Annotated in this window: 18 protein-coding genes; 10 read left to right on the top strand and 8 right to left on the bottom strand. The window is 32.7% G+C overall.

Annotated elements, in window-relative coordinates:
* Positions 1–16: 16 nt before the first annotated feature.
* Complete coding sequence (yaaA, locus tag BUB89_RS11260) at positions 17–775, bottom strand: peroxide stress protein YaaA (protein ID WP_073245107.1); 759 nt, start codon at positions 773–775, stop codon at positions 17–19.
* A gap of 429 nt (positions 776–1204) precedes the next feature.
* On the opposite strand from yaaA, the gene nhaA reads away from it, so the two are divergent.
* From nhaA to BUB89_RS11225, 7 genes are all read left to right on the top strand, one after another.
* Complete coding sequence (gene nhaA, locus BUB89_RS11255) at positions 1205–2377, top strand: Na+/H+ antiporter NhaA (RefSeq protein ID WP_073245105.1); 1173 nt, start codon at positions 1205–1207, stop codon at positions 2375–2377.
* A complete protein-coding gene (locus BUB89_RS11250; protein ID WP_174799735.1) occupies positions 2361–3668 on the top strand; it encodes a TIGR00341 family protein in 1308 nt (435 codons plus the stop codon). Before nhaA ends, BUB89_RS11250 begins: the two co-directional genes overlap by 17 nt.
* Before the next feature lie 29 nt (positions 3669–3697).
* A complete protein-coding gene (locus tag BUB89_RS11245) occupies positions 3698–4309 on the top strand; it encodes an alpha-ketoglutarate-dependent dioxygenase AlkB family protein (RefSeq protein ID WP_073245103.1) in 612 nt (203 codons plus the stop codon).
* Between the two features lie 194 nt (positions 4310–4503).
* Positions 4504–6465, top strand: coding sequence for a DUF349 domain-containing protein (locus BUB89_RS11240; protein WP_073245101.1), 1962 nt, complete (start codon positions 4504–4506; stop codon positions 6463–6465).
* A 263-nt stretch (positions 6466–6728) separates the two neighbouring features.
* Entirely contained in the window at positions 6729–8093 is a 1365-nt protein-coding gene (gene hemN, locus BUB89_RS11235; RefSeq protein ID WP_073245099.1) for an oxygen-independent coproporphyrinogen III oxidase, read from the top strand.
* 122 nt (positions 8094–8215) lie between these two features.
* On the top strand, positions 8216–8509 hold the full coding sequence (locus BUB89_RS11230) for a type II toxin-antitoxin system TacA family antitoxin (protein WP_073245092.1): 294 nt from the start codon (positions 8216–8218) through the stop codon (positions 8507–8509).
* Positions 8502–9002, top strand: a complete 501-nt coding sequence (locus tag BUB89_RS11225; protein ID WP_073245090.1) for a GNAT family N-acetyltransferase — start codon at positions 8502–8504, stop codon at positions 9000–9002. The genes BUB89_RS11230 and BUB89_RS11225 overlap by 8 nt, the downstream gene beginning before the upstream one ends.
* 112 nt (positions 9003–9114) lie before the next feature.
* On the opposite strand, the gene BUB89_RS11220 is transcribed toward BUB89_RS11225, so the two are convergent.
* Positions 9115–9567, bottom strand: a complete 453-nt coding sequence (locus BUB89_RS11220; protein WP_073245088.1) for an alpha/beta fold hydrolase — start codon at positions 9565–9567, stop codon at positions 9115–9117.
* 187 nt (positions 9568–9754) lie between these two features.
* Here BUB89_RS11220 and BUB89_RS11215 point away from each other — a divergent pair, with 187 nt between their 5' ends.
* The 3 genes from BUB89_RS11215 (at position 9755) to BUB89_RS11205 (ending at position 11445) form a co-directional block, all read left to right on the top strand.
* A complete protein-coding gene (locus BUB89_RS11215; protein WP_073245384.1) occupies positions 9755–10279 on the top strand; it encodes a TetR/AcrR family transcriptional regulator in 525 nt (174 codons plus the stop codon).
* Positions 10280–10290: 11 nt separating this feature from the next.
* Positions 10291–10701: a nuclear transport factor 2 family protein gene (locus BUB89_RS11210; RefSeq protein WP_073245086.1), complete on the top strand. Its 411-nt coding sequence runs from the start codon at positions 10291–10293 to the stop codon at positions 10699–10701.
* 234 nt (positions 10702–10935) lie between these two features.
* Positions 10936–11445 (top strand): HPP family protein, encoded by a 510-nt coding sequence (locus BUB89_RS11205; RefSeq protein ID WP_073245084.1) that lies wholly within the window; start codon positions 10936–10938, stop codon positions 11443–11445.
* 125 nt (positions 11446–11570) lie between these two features.
* Here the strand turns inward: BUB89_RS11205 and BUB89_RS11200 are convergent, their stop codons facing one another.
* The 6 genes from BUB89_RS11200 to BUB89_RS11175 form a co-directional block, all read right to left on the bottom strand.
* Complete coding sequence (locus BUB89_RS11200; RefSeq protein ID WP_073245081.1) at positions 11571–12422, bottom strand: alpha/beta fold hydrolase; 852 nt, start codon at positions 12420–12422, stop codon at positions 11571–11573.
* Positions 12423–12600: 178 nt separating this feature from the next.
* Positions 12601–13302 carry a sulfite exporter TauE/SafE family protein gene (locus BUB89_RS11195; RefSeq protein ID WP_073245079.1) on the bottom strand — a complete coding sequence of 234 codons (702 nt, stop codon included), beginning with the start codon at positions 13300–13302 and terminating at the stop codon, positions 12601–12603.
* A gap of 75 nt (positions 13303–13377) precedes the next feature.
* The gene (locus tag BUB89_RS11190) at positions 13378–13779 is read right to left on the bottom strand and encodes a FixH family protein (RefSeq protein ID WP_234982630.1); all 402 of its coding nucleotides are present in this window, start codon (positions 13777–13779) and stop codon (positions 13378–13380) included.
* A 178-nt stretch (positions 13780–13957) separates the two neighbouring features.
* Positions 13958–15376, bottom strand: coding sequence for a cytochrome c oxidase accessory protein CcoG (gene ccoG, locus BUB89_RS11185; protein ID WP_073245075.1), 1419 nt, complete (start codon positions 15374–15376; stop codon positions 13958–13960).
* Between the two features lie 89 nt (positions 15377–15465).
* Positions 15466–16368: a cbb3-type cytochrome c oxidase N-terminal domain-containing protein gene (locus tag BUB89_RS11180; RefSeq protein WP_073245073.1), complete on the bottom strand. Its 903-nt coding sequence runs from the start codon at positions 16366–16368 to the stop codon at positions 15466–15468.
* Positions 16369–16383: 15 nt separating this feature from the next.
* Positions 16384–16566 carry a CcoQ/FixQ family Cbb3-type cytochrome c oxidase assembly chaperone gene (locus tag BUB89_RS11175; RefSeq protein ID WP_073245071.1) on the bottom strand — a complete coding sequence of 61 codons (183 nt, stop codon included), beginning with the start codon at positions 16564–16566 and terminating at the stop codon, positions 16384–16386.
* Positions 16567–16639 lie beyond the last annotated feature (73 nt).

The raw sequence follows: 16639 nt of genomic DNA, 5'->3' as shown, positions 1-16639 counted from the left end.
AAAAATCAGATAAAAATTATCGGGTAAAAACCAAATGATTTCCTTTGGACAAATTAGCATCAAACTGATAGCCTTCATAATTAAATCCTTTTAAATCATCAATCGTTTCGGCATTGGTATCAATAATATAACGCACCATTATTCCTCTGGCTTTTTTAGCAAAAAAACTAATCATTTTCAGTTTTCCATCTTTATAATCTTTAAAATCAGGAGTGATTACAGGAACTTTCAACGCTTTCACATCTATTGCCGAAAAATATTCATTACTGGCTAAATTGATAAACAACTCGTCTTTTTTTAGTTCTTTATTAAGCGAATGTGTCAATGTCGTTTTCCAAAAATCATACAGATTTTTTTGTTCACCCACAGGCAGTTTTGTTCCCATTTCTAATCGGTAAGCCTGCATTAAATCCAAAGGTTTTAAAATTCCATATAAGCCGGACAGAATTCTTAATTTGTCCTGAAGAATCTCTAATTTTTCCACTGGAATCGTGTAAGCATCTAAACCAGTGTAAACATCGCCGTCGAAAGTATAAACAGCCGGACGCGCATTTTCAGGTGTAAAAGGTGTTTTCCACTCTTTATTACGTTGCCAATTTAAATCGGCTAATTTATCCGAAATAGACATTAAATCAGATAAATCTTTTGGCGATTGCTGTTTTAAAACTTTATGAATTTGTCTGGATTCTTTCAAAAACGAAGGTTGGCTAAATTGTGCTGTAGGCAATTCTGTTTCTAAATTTAAAGATTTTGCAGGTGATAGTACGATTTTCATAAAGTAGTGTTAGCATTTTTTCTTATCATTCCCAAAAATACTACATGAACAGCAATTATCAGACAGATTGTAATAGTTTTAATCTAATTCGATATAAAAAGCTTCTATAAACCTATAAGCTACTTATTTAAAAGCTTTTAAAATTTTATTATTGCACCTTTTTAAAAACTTTTTTAGATTCTGCTTAGCAAATTGATAAAAAAAGCAAAGCCTATTTTTCATTTTACTATTTTACATCAGCTGAAACATCTTAATATTATGATTTTAACAGCTTGATTTTACTACATATTTCGTTATTTTTGCATATCACTACATTTTTAATAAATATAGAAGCCAATTGAATCATTTCTTTAACTAAATGATAAAATAACAGCAAAATTTAAGAAACCCAAATATTTCTTGCATCAAGAGAAAACAAAACAACAACACATGAAAAAAACAATTAAACGCCTTTACAAATCAGAGCTTTTTACCGAATTTTTTGATAATGAAAAATCAAGTGGACTTGTTTTAATTGGCTGTACAATAATTTCATTACTTCTGGCAAATTCTATTTTTTCAGATCAATATCTTCATACCTGGCACATGAAAGTGGGTAGCCAAAGTCTGGAATACTGGATTAATGATGGTTTAATGACTATTTTCTTTTTATTGATCGGATTAGAATTAGAACGCGAAATTTATTTGGGAGAATTATCGAATATTAAGGAAGCTTTATTGCCTATTTTTGCCGCTTTAGGAGGAATGCTGGTTCCTGCGGGATTGTATTTATTACTCAATTACGGGACATTGGCACAATCAGGAGCAGGAATTCCCATGGCCACTGATATTGCTTTTGCTTTAGGAGTCCTTTCTTTACTGGGTAATCGTGTTCCGTTATCTTTAAAAGTTTTTTTAACAGCTCTTGCCGTTATTGATGATTTAGGAGCTATTCTTGTAATTGCAGTTTTTTATACTAAAACCATTTTATGGATGAATTTAGCCATTGCATTAGGGATTTTATTGTTTTTATTCATCCTTAACAGAATGAAAATAAAAAACTTAATTCCATACCTTGTTGGCGGTGTAATCATGTGGTATTTTATGCTTAATTCCGGAATTCATGCTACGATTACGGGTGTATTAATCGCTTTTGTTATTCCTTTTGGTGATGGAACTAAAAAATCTGTTTCTTATAAATTACAGCATTTTTTACACAAACCGGTTGCTTTTATTATTTTACCGCTCTTTGCATTAGCTAATACGGCAATTGTTTTAGGATCAGATATTGTATCTACTTTAAGTTTGCATTACAGCATGGGAATTATGCTGGGACTTATTGTTGGAAAGCCGTTAGGTATTGCCATATTTAGCTTTTTAGCGGTTTCAATTGGTCTTTGCAAACTGCCGGGTGATTTAAACTGGAAAACAATTATTAGTGTTGGATTTCTGGGAGGTATTGGGTTTACAATGTCAATTTTTGTTACTTTATTAGCTTTTGACGATCATCATATAATAAATAATGCTAAATTTATAATTCTGCTGTCTTCTTTAACAGCAGGTTGTATTGGTTTTATTTTATTAAAATATAATTTAAAGAAAAGCAATGAAATTACTAATTAGAAAGCTCTTTGATTATATAAATCTTACCAAAGGTGAAGATGATAAATCTAAAGTTTTAGATAATGTAAAAGTCAACATTTCGTTCAGAGGAGCCAATTTATGGATTTTAGCCTGTGCTATTGCCGTAGCATCGATTGGATTAAATGTCAATTCGACTGCTGTAATAATTGGAGCCATGCTTATTTCTCCTTTAATGGGGCCCATTGTAGGAGCCGGTTTCGGACTAGGCACTTATGATTTTGAACTCCTTAAAAGATCCCTGAAAAACCTATTAGTAGCTACTATTGCCGGGCTGGTCGTTTCTACTATTTATTTTTACATCAGTCCGTTTAAGGAAGCACAACCCGAACTTTTATCCCGTACCTCGCCCAATATCTATGATATTCTGATTGCTTTTTTTGGTGGTCTCGTAGGAGTAATTGCAATAACCCGGGTAGAAAAAGGAAATCCCATTCCGGGAGTTGCCATCGCTACCGCTTTAATGCCTCCTCTTTGTACTGCCGGATACGGATTAGCAACCGGAAGTTTCAAATTCTTTTTTGGAGCCATGTATCTGTACTCTATCAACTGTATATTTATTTGTATTTCCACTTTTTTAATTGTTAAATACCTGGATTATCCCATCAAAAAACAATTGGATGAAAAAATTCAAAAAAAGGTAAAATACTATATCAGTACCGTGATAACTATTGTGCTGTTGCCAAGTATTTATTTTGCGTATCAACTATTCGAAGAAAAAAAATACCAACAGCAAATTGATGTTTTTACTGAAAAAGAATTTAACAATAAAGGCATTACTATTATATACAAAAAAACGCAGTTTAACAAAAGTCCAAAAATTCTGGAATTGGGTTTTTTATCCAAACGTTTTAGCGATGCTGAAATAAAAGAACTTAATCGGAGTTTGAAGGACTATGAATTAAACAACACCAAATTAGTCATAAAACAGGACACAACTGATTTAAAAAGCGATATTTTAAATGAAATCAATTTCAACAAATCAGTTTTAAGTCAAAAAGATGTAACTATTCTGAATTTAAAAAAACAGATAGCGCAGAATCATTTTGACAATAATAATCTCCTTGCTGAAATGAAAATTTTGTTTCCGGACATACAAAATATTTCGATTTCAAATCATACTTTTAATGAAAAAACGGATAGTATTAAAACCGTTCCTGTCCTTATCTATAAAAGTAAAAATGAATTTGGAAAACCGGAACTGGATAAACTATCGCAATGGTTAAAGCAACGTTTGTCTAAAAAAGAAATTGAACTATACCGCCAAAAATAATATCTTTATCCGTCTAAAATAAAGATAAAATGGATTTATTCAGTCCCGAATACGACCCCAATACAAACCTTCTGCCCCGAGATGGTAAGGTGTTGTATTATGGCAAAATAATGGATTATTCAAAAGCTGAATTCTACTATAACCGTTTATTAGAAACTATTGAATGGAAAAATGATGAAGCCGTTATTTTTGGAAAACTGATTATTACCAAAAGAAAAGTGGCCTGGTATGGAGATAAAAATTTCAAATACAGCTATTCGAATGTTACTAAAGAGGCGCTTTTATGGACAACTGAACTGCTGGAGTTAAAATCATTAACAGAACAAATAACAGGCGAAACCTATAATTCCTGCTTGCTCAACTTATATCATGACGGCAATGAAGGCATGGCTTGGCATAGTGATGGCGAAAAAGATTTAAAAAAGAACGGAGCTATAGCTTCTTTAAGTTTTGGTGCTCAAAGAAAATTTGCATTCAAACACAAAACGACTAAAGAAACCGTATCCCTAATGCTGGAACAAGGAAGCCTTTTAGTCATGAAAGACGAAACCCAAACCCACTGGTTACACCGTCTTCCTCCTTCTAAAAAGATAATTAAACCCCGAATCAACCTGACTTTCAGGAGTATTGTTACTAAATAAATCAGCAATTTATAGGTTCTATCATTGCATGCCCAAACGACAATAATCTAAAAAATTAGATCCTATTTTCTTAAAAACCAATACTTTATTTAACTAAAAAAACTATAAATAAGGGAATTATTTTGATTTTCGACAGACCTTTACTATCTTTCCAATCGATTTAACCAATTATAAAACCCTTAAACATTTTAAAAATGTTAGAAGAAACGAATGATAACCTGTCACCATCAGAAACAAAGACAGACGGAAACTTAGCCACTGATACTCAAGCTGTAACTAAACCTGAAATGGCTGAAAACGAAACTCCTACTGATGCGGAGGAAGCTGATTCATTAGCTAAAAAACAGCAGGCATTGAATGAAATTGAAGCTTCAAATGCGGAAGAACATGAAGACGAGACTTTAAAAGCCCGTCATGAAATTCCTATGCAAGATTATGATACTTTATCAATGGAAGTATTAACAGATGAACTGCAAAAGCTGGTTACTAATGAAAAAGTAATGTCTATCAGGGATCATGTAGAGGAAATTAAAAAAGCTTTTTTGTCAAAATACAATCATTTTATTGAAGAGAAAAAAGAAGAATTCCTAGCTGAAAATCCTGAAAGTACCGAAGAATTTCAATACCATCTTCCTTTAAAAACTAAATTTGATCAGTTTTATACTTTATACAAAGACAATAAAAACATCCATTTTAAAAGTCTGGAGAGTAATTTAAAAAATAACCTGGAAACGCGATTAGCTATTGTTGAAGAACTAAAAGAGTTGATTAATCCTAATGAAAATATCAAGGATACACTAAAGCATTTTAACGAATTAAGAGAACGCTGGAAAAATGCAGGTCCGATTCCTAAGGATAAATACAATCATGTCTGGAATAATTATCATTTTCATATCGAGAATTTTTATGATTATTTACATTTAGACAGAGAAGCCAGAGATCTTGATTTTAAGCACAATTTAGAGCTTAAACAAAAAATTATAGCCCGTGTGGAAGAATTGCTTCAGGAGCAGGATATCAATAAAGCATTTAGAGAATTACAGGATTTACACCGCATCTGGAAAGAAGACATAGGTCCTGTTTCCAGAGAACATCGTGATGAAATATGGAATCAGTTTAGTGATTTAACTAAGAAAATGCATGACAAACGCGAAGTTCTTTTTGAAAAAATGAGAGGAACAGAGCAGGAAAATCTGGAAAAAAAGAATGCCATAATTGCTCAAATTGAAGAATTAGGCACGATAAAAGTAAACGCACACTCCCAATGGTTAGTGCAAATTGAAAAAGTAGAAGCCCTTAGAAATGCTTTTTTCTCTACCGGAAAAGTGCCTTCGGAAGTAAACGAAGCAACCTGGGCTGCATTTAAAACTGCGGTTAGAAATTTCAATTCTTTTAAAAACTCTTTTTATAAAGACATTAAAAAGGAGCAAAATGAGAATCTGAACAAGAAGAATGCATTGGTTGCTAAAGCCAATGAATTAAAAGAAAGCGACGATTTTTCAGCAACCACTCCAATCATGAAACAAATTCAGGAAGATTGGAAAAAAATAGGTCACGTTCCCCGAAAATATTCTGACAAAGTCTGGGCTGAATTTAAAGAGGCCTGTAATCATTACTTTAATCGCTTAAAAGAGCAAAGAAGTGAGCACAACGCCGAAGAAATGGAAGCCTTTGATAAAAAGAAAGAATATCTGGAAAGCATTAAAGAATTTCAATTAACCGGAGACCACAAAACCGATTTAGATGCTATAAAACTGCATATTGAAAACTGGAAAAATCTGGGAAGAGTTCCTTATACAAGAAGACATATAGAAGGAAAATTCAATAAAATATTAGATGCTCTTTTTGACAAACTAAGTTTGAGTAAAAAAGATTCTGATATGATGCGTTTTACCAATAAAATAGAAAATCTTTCGGAAAATAATGATAACAGGAAATTAGAAAACGAAAAGATTTTTATTATCCGTAAAATTGAAGAAGTACAAAATGAAATTTTCCAGTTAGAGAATAACATCCAGTTTTTTACGAATACTAAAAATGCCAAAAAAGAAAATTCTATTGTTTTAGAAGTTCGAAAAAACATTGCTATTCACAAAGAAAGCCTCGATACCTGGAAAGAAAAACTAAAACAACTTAGAAGCCTCAATCAGGAATAGTCCAAAAGTTAGAAGTGGGAAGTTAGAAGCAGTCAAATATTATGTAAAAAAACAAGGCGACTTTCAAAACTGAAAATCGCCTTGTTTTATCAAGTTTCTTTTTTTTAAACTTCCCTCTTCAAACTTCCCTCTTCAAACTTCCCTCTTCTAACTTCTAACTTCTAACTTCTAACTTCCCTCTTCCCCCGTTTCCCTCTTTCATGATAATTGTCATTTTTATTTATTCTAAAGCACATTACTTTTGAATTATAAAAATACATGCCATGAACAATTCATTGATTCAAAAATACAATGTGCCTGGTCCCCGTTACACCAGCTACCCCACTGTTCCTTACTGGAATGAAGCTGATTTTACTTATCAGGACTGGATTACTACTTTTAAAAAATCATTTTCGGAGAGCAATGCTCAAGAAGGAATCAGCCTATACATTCATCTTCCTTTTTGCGAAAGTCTGTGTACTTTTTGCGGTTGCAACAAGCGTATTACTAAAAACCACAGCGTAGAATCGCCGTACATTCAGGCGGTTTTAAAAGAATGGCGTCTTTATAGTAATCTTCTGAATGAAAAACCTATTATCAAAGAGATTCATCTGGGTGGCGGAACACCCACTTTTTTTTCGACAAAAAACCTGGAAGATTTAATCAACGGTATTTTTGCTTATGCCACTAAAGCTCCGGATTATGAATTCAGTTTTGAAGGACATCCCAATAATACTACGTATCAGCATTTACAAAAATTGTACGATTTAGGTTTTAGAAGAGTCAGTTTTGGTGTTCAGGATTATTCTGAAAAAGTACAAAAAGCCATTCATCGCGAACAGGCTTTTCACAATGTGGCCAAAGTTACTTTCTGGGCCAGAGAAATAGGTTATACCTCTATAGGGCACGATATTATTTTTGGACTGCCTTTTCAGAAAACCGAAGATGTTGTAGATACTATCGAAAAAACAAAATCATTACAACCCGACCGACTGGCTTTTTACAGCTATGCTCATGTGCCGTGGATAAAAGGAAATGGGCAACGCGGTTTTAAAGATGAAGACATTCCAAAAGATCAGGAAAAAAGAATTTTATATCAGGTAGGTAAAGAATTATTGCTTAAAAATGGCTATCACGAAATAGGAATGGATCATTTTGCATTAGAAACGGATACTTTATATCAGTCTTTCAAAAACGGGCAACTACATCGCAATTTTATGGGTTACAGCTCTTCAAAAACCAAATTAATGATTGGTTTAGGGGTTTCATCTATTAGTGACAGCTGGTATAGTTTTGCACAAAATGAAAAAAATATCGATGATTATTACCAACTTTTAGAATGGGATAAACTCCCTATTTTCAGAGGTCATTTGTTAAGCGATGAAGATTTAGTTATTAGAAAACACATTCTGAATCTCATGTGCCGATTTGAAACCTATTGGGATACAAATACCACTTATTTTAAAGAAGTAAGAGAAATTTTAGGGCAATTGAAAGAAATGCAACAGGACGGAATCCTTATCATCAAAGAAAACGGAATTCAGGTAACCGATAAGGGCAAAGCTTTTGTTAGGAACATCTGCATGGCTTTTGATTTACATTTAAAACGTAAAGCTCCTGAAACCGCTTTGTTTTCTATGACGGTGTAAAATAATGGTAACTTAAATCTAATTAAAAAAACGCAACGAACTCATAAGTACGGAAATTTAACGTACAATTATATTTACTGTACGGATTTTAGACGTACATTTGCATATAAAATAATACAACTATGAGTAGCGTAACAAAAGAGCAGGCACGATTTGATGCAAGACTTCCTAAAGAACAAAAACAGTTCTTTGAAAAAGCTGCGCATTTAGGTGGTTTCAGGAATTTAACAGACTTTATCATCTTAACAGTTGAAGAAAAAGCGAAAGAAATTATTAAGGAAAAAGAACAAGTTATAGCTTCAGAAAGGGATAGTAAAGTTTTTTTTGATGCCATAACTAAATCCAAAAGTCCAAATAAAGCTTTATCTGATGCCTTAAACGATTACAATGCTTTTATTTCTAAATCAAATGATTAAACTTTTAGAAAGCAGGCATAATAAAAAGGATTTTGATTGCGGAAAAGATTTATTGAATAATTATCTTAAAAATCAAGCAGGACAGGATATTAAACGTAAACTTTCCGGTTGTTTTGTTTTATTAGATAATACTAATGTTACTATTTGTGGATATTATACATTATCGAATAACAGTATTCCTCTGAACAGTCTTCCTAATGAAATTCAAAAAAAGCTACCTAAATCCTATACTTCTATTCCTACCACTCTGTTGGGAAGACTAGCTATTGATCTAAAATATCAGGGAAAAGGAATTGGGAAAATTTTATTAATTGATGCCTTAAAAAGAAGCTACGAAATCGCTAAGGAAATTGGTTCTTTTGCAATAATTGTAGATCCAATTGATGAAGCTGCCTCTAAATTCTATAAAAAATATGATTTTATAGACCTCCCGGATAGTGGTAAAATGTTTCTTGCAATTAATACATTAAAACAACTTTTTGAAAACGAATAATAAATATTTTAATTATTGATTACGCGATTTTTTAATTTGTAATATTCTAAACCTCGTTTAAGACTTATTTAAACGAGGTTTATTTTTTAAATCAATCAGCCCGTTGAAGTACTTAATCTACTTTGAAACCACCATCTCCAATAATATTTATAACTTTTAGAAAATCTAAAAGATGTTTGTTAAATTCATGGGGCTGTTCCAAATTAGACACATGACCTGCGTTTTCAATAACTTTTAAAGTGGCTCCGGATATAGCTTTCTTCATTGCTTCTGATTGTGCTAATGGGGTTACACTATCTTCTTTTCCGCAGATAATTAATGTTGGAATAGTTATTTTATCTAAAGTCGAACAAGTTTCTGAACGTTCAGCAATTGTCGCCAGTCCGCGTTGGATAATATGCTCGGGATTAGAAAACACCACGCTTCTTAATTCTTCGACTACTTCTTTTTTATTTGTAAATGAATCTTCGTAAAAAACACTTTTAATAAAGCTTTCATTAAAATCGGTTACTCCGTTAGCTTCTATTTTACTAATGGTTTTATATCGTTTATTTTGACGCTCCAAAAGAATTATTACATCGGATCAAATGGGAACTTTAAAGTTGATGAAATTATTTAATGAATAATACAGTAGTATTGCGATTACTTTTCTCACTTTCAAATTAACCTTTTTTATACAATTCAAAAAAACAGACAGACTTGTTTGTATGTTGTTATTTTTTATCATACATTTGATAAAAAATAAAGATGCTATGAGTTCTCCAAGAGAAAGAATACTAGAACAAGCCGCTATTTTATTCCATCATCAAGGTTATAATAGTACTGGAATAAACCAAATAATAAGTGAAGCAAATGTTGCAAAAGCTAGTTTTTACCAACATTTTAAATCTAAGGATGACTTGTGTATTGAATTTCTAAATAAAAGACATGAATATTGGTTTAGTAAGCTTATAGAATTCACTTCAAAATCTAAAAATCGGAAAGAAAAAATTTTAAGTGCATTTGACTTTATTATACAAATGAATGAAAGGGAAAATTTCAGAGGTTGTAGTTTCTTAAATATTTTATCCGAAATATCAAAAGAACAACAAAACATTCTTAGAGTAATCCAATCACACAAAAATGATTTGAGAATATTCTTTAATCAGTTGGTTAAGGATGAATTATTGGCAACACATATTTACATATTATTTGAAGGCTCTATTATAGAGAGTCAATTGTTCGAGTCAAACGAAATTGTAAACAAATCAATAGCAATAGTAGAAAGTATAACTTAATTAATAACAAAATGGAACAGAAATATCCACTTCCTCCTTTTACGTTGGAAACCGCAAAACAGAAAATTCAAATGGCTGAAGATGCCTGGAATTCACAGAATCCAGAAAAAGTATCATTAGCATATACCATTGACAGCGAATGGCGAAATCGAAGTACTTTTGTCAATGGTAGAGAAGAAATTGTAAAATTCTTAACCGATAAATGGAATAGAGAATTAAATTACAAACTAAAAAAAGAGTATTGGTCACATACCGAAAACAGAATCGCAGTAAGATTTGAATATGAATATCAAACCAAAAATGGAAATTGGTTTAGAGCTTATGGAAATGAAAACTGGGAGTTTGATAAAAATGGCTTGATGAAAAAAAGATATGCAAGTATAAATGACCTTGAAATTAATGAGTCTGACAGATATTTATAAAACGTAAATAAGTATAAATTATATTTATGCAACTTAGAAACTTAAATTCCCATACTTTTACCATAAATCAATATTCTAAACCTCTTTTAAAGCAGTTTAAAAGAGGTTTGTTTTTTACTCAGATGTACAAATCTTAATATCTGAAATTCCTAAAATGACACTAAAAATCGATGTCGTTATCCAGCAACATAAAATTAGAACTTAAAATATTATCTAAAAACTAATTCTAGCAAAATGAAAAATTACATTGTAAAATTTAAAACTGTAAATAAAAGTCCAAAACCAGTATCCGTTAAATTTTCAATTTATTCAGCACTTGGTGGCTTTATGACCATTACAATATTAGCCTTTCTTACTAAAAACCTAGAGTTACCTTTTATTATGGCTCCATTTGGAGCTAGTTGTGTACTGGCCTTTGGTGTGCCCGATAGTCCTTTAGCACAGCCAAGAAATATTATTGGAGGACATTTAATTTCAACATTTATAGGACTTTGTTGCTTTTGGTTATTTGGCAACCAATGGTACGCACTTGCTTTAGGTGTTGGATTAGCAATTGGCATAATGCAACTAACCCAAACAACACATCCTCCAGCAGGGGCAGACCCTTTAGTTGTTATATTAGGGGCTTGTCATTGGGATTTTTTACTAAATCCTGTTTTATCTGGTTCTTTAATTATAACGATTATCGCTTTGTTATTTAACAATATTAGTCCTTACAGAAAATACCCTAAATATTGGCGATAACCACTTTCTTAAACTATAAAGTCCTTTCAATTTTATATCAACACGACAGACTACACAATAATAAACCTCGTTTAAGACTATTTAAACGAGGTTTATTTTTTAAATCAATCAGTCCATTGAAAACATTAATCTACTTTGAAACCACCATCTCCAATGATATTTATAGCTTTTAGAAAATCTGAAAGATGTTTGTTAAATTCATGGGGCTGTTCCAAATTAGACACATGACCTGCGTTTTCAATAACTTTTAAAGTGGCTTCGGATATAGCTTTCTTCATTGCTTCTGATTGTGCTAATGGGGTTACACTATCTTCTTTACCGCAGATAATTAATGTTGGAATACTTATTTTATCTAAAGTCGAACAAGTTTCTGAACGTTCAGCAATTGTCGCCAGTCCGCGTTGGATAATATGCTCGGGATTAGAAAACACCACGCTTCTTAATTCTTCGACTACTTCTTTTTTATTTGTAAATGAATCTTCGTAAAAAACACTTTTAATAAAGCTTTCATTAAAATCGGTTACTCCATTAGCTTCTATTTTACTAATGGTTTTATATCGTTTTTCTTTTGCTTCAGGAGTATCGGCTATGCATTGTGTATCGGCTAAGATCAATGCTTCAAACCGATCAGGAAAACGCTGGTATGCGTTTAAAGTGATGTATCCGCCCATAGACAAACCACAAATAACAGCTTTTTCAATGTTCAACTGATCCATAAATGCTATTAAATCGTCTGCAAATAAATCAATACTTAAAGAAGAATTCTCATCAGTAGATTTACCAAATCCTCTAATATCAAAGGCAATTACCCGATATGCTGATTGTAAAAATTCCAGTTGTCCCTGCCACATCGATTTATCAAAAGGGAAACCATGTATAAATATAACAGGAACATTGCCTTCTCCCAGGTCATCATAAAATAAATCGAAATTATTTATAGGAATTGTTAAATTAAAACCTTTATTTTCTGTTTTCATAGTGTATATTTTTTACTGTTTCTAGTAACTCTTGTAAATTTACATTTGAAAGACTATTAACAACTTATAGAATTTACAATAAGAACTACACAATTCACATTTCATTCAATTTTAGCCATCAAAAAAGCTGTTTCACAATATGCAAAACAGCTTTTAGACTACTTAAAACTAAAATCTCCTAATGACAATCAGGATTAGCCTGTACAAACAGACTCATTGTAGTGGGCGAAATATAAGGAATTCCCAAGCCTAAGCCCCGAAGGATAAACAATACTCCTATTAAAGCCACCACAACAGGAATGGCTTTTTGGATTTTATTTCGTACAGCAACAGACAAAAAAGAATCCATATAAAGCACCGTACTCATCAAAGGAATGGTTCCTAAACCAAATAAAACCATATACAAAACCCCCAGACTGCTACTTTGCATCGCAATAGCACCAAATAAAGCTACATAAACCATTCCGCAAGGCAGGAAACCATTTAATAACCCAATCGTAAAAAGTGATTGATACGATTTCTTTTTAAACTGACTTCCTAAAAGCTGTTTCATTTTCGAAATGAGTCGGAATAGTGGTTTTGAAAAATTATACCGGGCAAATACTTTCTCGGGAATTACAATTGCTGCAATCATCAGGATTCCAATAACAATAGACATTTTTTGCTGGATTCCGGCGATAAAAAATCCTTTACCAAGTAACCCAAAAATAAAACCTATGGTGGCATAAGCACTTATTCGTCCCAAATGATAACTCATAATCTGCGTTACTTTTTTAACCGGATTATTTCTGTCCACAGGCAGCATCATAGCAATAGGACCACACATCCCAATGCAGTGAAAACTACTTATAAGTCCGAAAAGTAAAGCAGTGTAAAGCATTTTTTGAGGTTCTAAGTTACTAAGATGCTAAGTTTCTAAGACACTTAGTATCTCAGAAACTTAGCATCTTAGCAACTAATTAATGTAAATAGATTCTTTAGTTAAATACTTTTTTCCCTGATATTGCCATTCCATATTAATGCCCCACTGACCGCCTGCCAATTTTGATTTAGGTATGAGCAAAGTTGGATTAGACAACGAAATCGGAGTATCGAAATCTAATTTTTTGTTAGACGGTCTGTAAAGGGACACTGTTCCTGTAATTTGATTAGTTGTAAACTCCTGAGGAAATACAATTGTAATTCCCTCATGAGTTTGGGTTATAATTGGTTTATGGTTTAAATCCTGAGCGTTCTGTACACGCTGCATTTCTTCCTGAAAACGGGCGTCGTGTTTGTAATATTCTTCTACAACCAACTCATTGTCATACTTAGAATTAGACTGTACTTTTATCACAAAATACAATATAAAACTCATAAACAATGCTATAGCAATTACTAATCCTGTTCCCCAATTGATCCCCCTAACCCCCGAAGGGGGAACTCCCACCGAAATTTTAGAATCTTTTAAATTATTAGTTGTCATATTTTCTATGTATTGCATTAAAAATATATTTCGTTTATACGCCTAAATTCCTCTTTCGGGAGTTAGAACATCAATCAAAAGTTCTCGGACTTAAAAAACTTGTCGTAGTGGTTTCAATTTTTTTATCGCCGTTATACACTTCTATTTTTAATTTGGTTTTATCGCTTTCCAGCAAATATTTATTGATTTCAATAAACAATGTTCCACTGCTCATCCCTTGTTTTGGAACTTTCAGCGTTTGGTTTCCCACTACTTTTAAATAACCTTTTATTCCTTTTAACTTAAAGTGAATTGCCTTAAAATCATCATTGGTTTTGTTGATAATTTTGTATGTAAACACATTACTAATATTTTCGCCTTTATGCTGGTATAGCTGTCCCGGCAATCTTAAAATAAGCGCTTCTACATCCGTACGTAAAAACAACAAGCCTGTAAGCATTCCCGTTAAAACAATTAAAACGGCGGTGTACCCTTTCATTCGGGCAGTGAATTTAAAAGGCGTTTTTTTCTCAATTTCATCTTCCGATGCATACCGGATCAGGCCTTTGGGCAATCCTACGCTTTCCATAATGGTATCACATTCATCAATACAGGCGGTGCAATTGACACATTCTAATTGTGTTCCGTTTCTGATATCAATTCCCGTAGGGCATACATTGACACATTGCTTGCAATCGATACAATCGCCTTTTCCAGTTAGCGTTCTGTCTTCTTTTTTATTGAATTTGGCTCTTCCTGCTTCTTTTTCACCCCGAACAAAATCATAGGCCACATTAATGGATTTATTGTCTAAAAGTACCCCTTGCAATCTGCCATAAGGACAAGCAATAATACAAACCTGTTCCCTGAACCAGACAAAAATAAAATAGAATACACCGGTAAAAATAAATAAGGAAATCAGGGTTTTTAAATGATTGACAGGATTATCCCCTATTATTTCAATCAAGGTATCGCTTCCAATTAAATAAGCTAAAAACACATTGGCTATGCCAAAAGAAATCAATAAAAACACCGCCCATTTCAATGCTTTTTTCCTGATTTTTTCAGCATTCCATTCTTGTTTCGCTAATCGTATCTGAGCACCTCTGTCGCCTTCTATCCAAAATTCGATTCTTCTGAAAACCATTTCCAAAAATATCGTTTGCGGACAAATCCAGCCACAAAAAATACGTCCAAAAATTACCGTAAACAAAATGACAAACACCACTCCGATAATCATAAACAGCACCACGAGATAAAAATCCTGTGGCCAGAAAGGAAATCCGAAAATATTAAAACGCCGCTCCAGAATATTGAACAGCATGAACTGGTTGCCGTTGACTTTGATAAACGGATTTGCAATCAGAATTAGTAATAAAAAATAACTTACCCATTTTCTATACTTATAAAACCGGCCCGAAGGTTTTTTAGGATAAATAAATTTCCTTTTTCCTTCATTATCAATCGTTCCAATGCTATCTCTAAAAGCTTCGTCGGCTAACTTTGACATTTTTTATCTTTTTTTACCATTAAGAAGTTAAGAAGATTAAGCTAATACTTAATTATTCTTAATTCCTTAATGGCTTGTAATAACTTTTATTATTTTGCTTCGGCAACTGATGGCGTTTCTTCTTCCCAAATATCACCATCGGGAGCTTTTGCATCTTTCGGATTACTTCCCTTTAAAGACATGATATAACTGGCTACTTTTTGAATTTCTTTAGGTTTCAGTGTTCCTTTCCAGGAAATCATCCCTTTACCATCCCGACCACCATTGTTAATCGTAAGAAATATATTTTTGATTCCGCCTCCCAGAATCCAATGATCATCGGTTAAATTAGGTCCAATTTGCCCACCTGCATCGGCTCTGTGGCAAGCAGCACAATTATTTTCAAAAAGTGTTTTCCCAATAGCTAAATCTGCCGGCTCTGTTAATTGTGTAACCGATTTTTCGTCCATTAAATCCGGAGCATTTTTCATATATTCGGCTACTTCTATTTTGGCCTGAGCCAATTCTTTTTTCAATTCCATTTCCTGATTATCAGCTCCCATAATTTCGAAACGAACTAAATAAATAGCTGAAAAAATAATACAGGCATAGAAAGAATAGACCCACCATGGCGGCAAATTATTATCTAATTCTTTGATACCATCATAATCATGGTTAAGCAACAAACTTGCCTCATTTTCTATAGGCACTGTTCGTGTGAGCTTGCTCATCAACTTTTTAAACCATGGTTTTTCTGTTAATTTCAAATTTTCATCGGCTGCTAATTTTGCTTTTTCTTCCTCCGATAATAACTGATACACGATATTATCCGCTGCCTTAACGACAGCTTCTATCGCAACTAACAAGACCAAAACGACCAACAGAATCAAATTGACCATTGGAAATTTTATAAAAGCAGGTCGGTCACCTGAATCGATAAAATATTCTATCAAACCAAAAATGATAAAGAAAAGCGCAATTACTCTAAGATAGGCTGGAATTATTTTTTTCATAATGCTATGGCTTTACTATTCTACTTTTAAAGTATCATTCAACGGAATCTGGCTCAATTCCTTAATTTTTTCTTTTTTATACGAGAAAACCCAAAAGCCTAATCCTACAAAGAAGAAAAAGAAGATCAATAATGATAGTATTGGATATATCGCCACTCCTGCGATGGTTTCCATATTGTGTTTTATTTGTTCAAACATTTTTTTAAGTTGCTAAGATACTGAGTGACTGAGGTGCTAAGTTTTTAGCTTTAAGCTTCAAAAGATTTCTTAG

The organism is Flavobacterium flevense (assembly GCF_900142775.1).
Classification (GTDB): domain Bacteria; phylum Bacteroidota; class Bacteroidia; order Flavobacteriales; family Flavobacteriaceae; genus Flavobacterium; species Flavobacterium flevense.
The sequence above is the reverse complement of the archived record's forward strand: the minus strand, read 5'-3'. Positions and strand labels throughout refer to the sequence as shown.

What these genes read in the sequence shown, in the direction of transcription:
- yaaA (WP_073245107.1), bottom strand. Translation starts at nt 775, where the DNA reads ATGAAAATCGTACTATCACCTGCAAAATCTTTAAATTTAGAAACAGAA.
- nhaA (WP_073245105.1), top strand. Translation starts at nt 1,205, where the DNA reads ATGAAAAAAACAATTAAACGCCTTTACAAATCAGAGCTTTTTACCGAA.
- BUB89_RS11250 (WP_174799735.1), top strand. Translation starts at nt 2,361, where the DNA reads ATGAAATTACTAATTAGAAAGCTCTTTGATTATATAAATCTTACCAAA.
- BUB89_RS11245 (WP_073245103.1), top strand. Translation starts at nt 3,698, where the DNA reads ATGGATTTATTCAGTCCCGAATACGACCCCAATACAAACCTTCTGCCC.
- BUB89_RS11240 (WP_073245101.1), top strand. Translation starts at nt 4,504, where the DNA reads ATGTTAGAAGAAACGAATGATAACCTGTCACCATCAGAAACAAAGACA.
- hemN (WP_073245099.1), top strand. Translation starts at nt 6,729, where the DNA reads ATGAACAATTCATTGATTCAAAAATACAATGTGCCTGGTCCCCGTTAC.
- BUB89_RS11230 (WP_073245092.1), top strand. Translation starts at nt 8,216, where the DNA reads ATGAGTAGCGTAACAAAAGAGCAGGCACGATTTGATGCAAGACTTCCT.
- BUB89_RS11225 (WP_073245090.1), top strand. Translation starts at nt 8,502, where the DNA reads ATGATTAAACTTTTAGAAAGCAGGCATAATAAAAAGGATTTTGATTGC.
- BUB89_RS11215 (WP_073245384.1), top strand. Translation starts at nt 9,755, where the DNA reads ATGAGTTCTCCAAGAGAAAGAATACTAGAACAAGCCGCTATTTTATTC.
- BUB89_RS11210 (WP_073245086.1), top strand. Translation starts at nt 10,291, where the DNA reads ATGGAACAGAAATATCCACTTCCTCCTTTTACGTTGGAAACCGCAAAA.
- BUB89_RS11205 (WP_073245084.1), top strand. Translation starts at nt 10,936, where the DNA reads ATGAAAAATTACATTGTAAAATTTAAAACTGTAAATAAAAGTCCAAAA.
- BUB89_RS11200 (WP_073245081.1), bottom strand. Translation starts at nt 12,422, where the DNA reads ATGAAAACAGAAAATAAAGGTTTTAATTTAACAATTCCTATAAATAAT.
- BUB89_RS11195 (WP_073245079.1), bottom strand. Translation starts at nt 13,302, where the DNA reads ATGCTTTACACTGCTTTACTTTTCGGACTTATAAGTAGTTTTCACTGC.
- BUB89_RS11190 (WP_234982630.1), bottom strand. Translation starts at nt 13,779, where the DNA reads ATGAGTTTTATATTGTATTTTGTGATAAAAGTACAGTCTAATTCTAAG.
- ccoG (WP_073245075.1), bottom strand. Translation starts at nt 15,376, where the DNA reads ATGTCAAAGTTAGCCGACGAAGCTTTTAGAGATAGCATTGGAACGATT.
- BUB89_RS11180 (WP_073245073.1), bottom strand. Translation starts at nt 16,368, where the DNA reads ATGAAAAAAATAATTCCAGCCTATCTTAGAGTAATTGCGCTTTTCTTT.
- BUB89_RS11175 (WP_073245071.1), bottom strand. Translation starts at nt 16,566, where the DNA reads ATGTTTGAACAAATAAAACACAATATGGAAACCATCGCAGGAGTGGCG.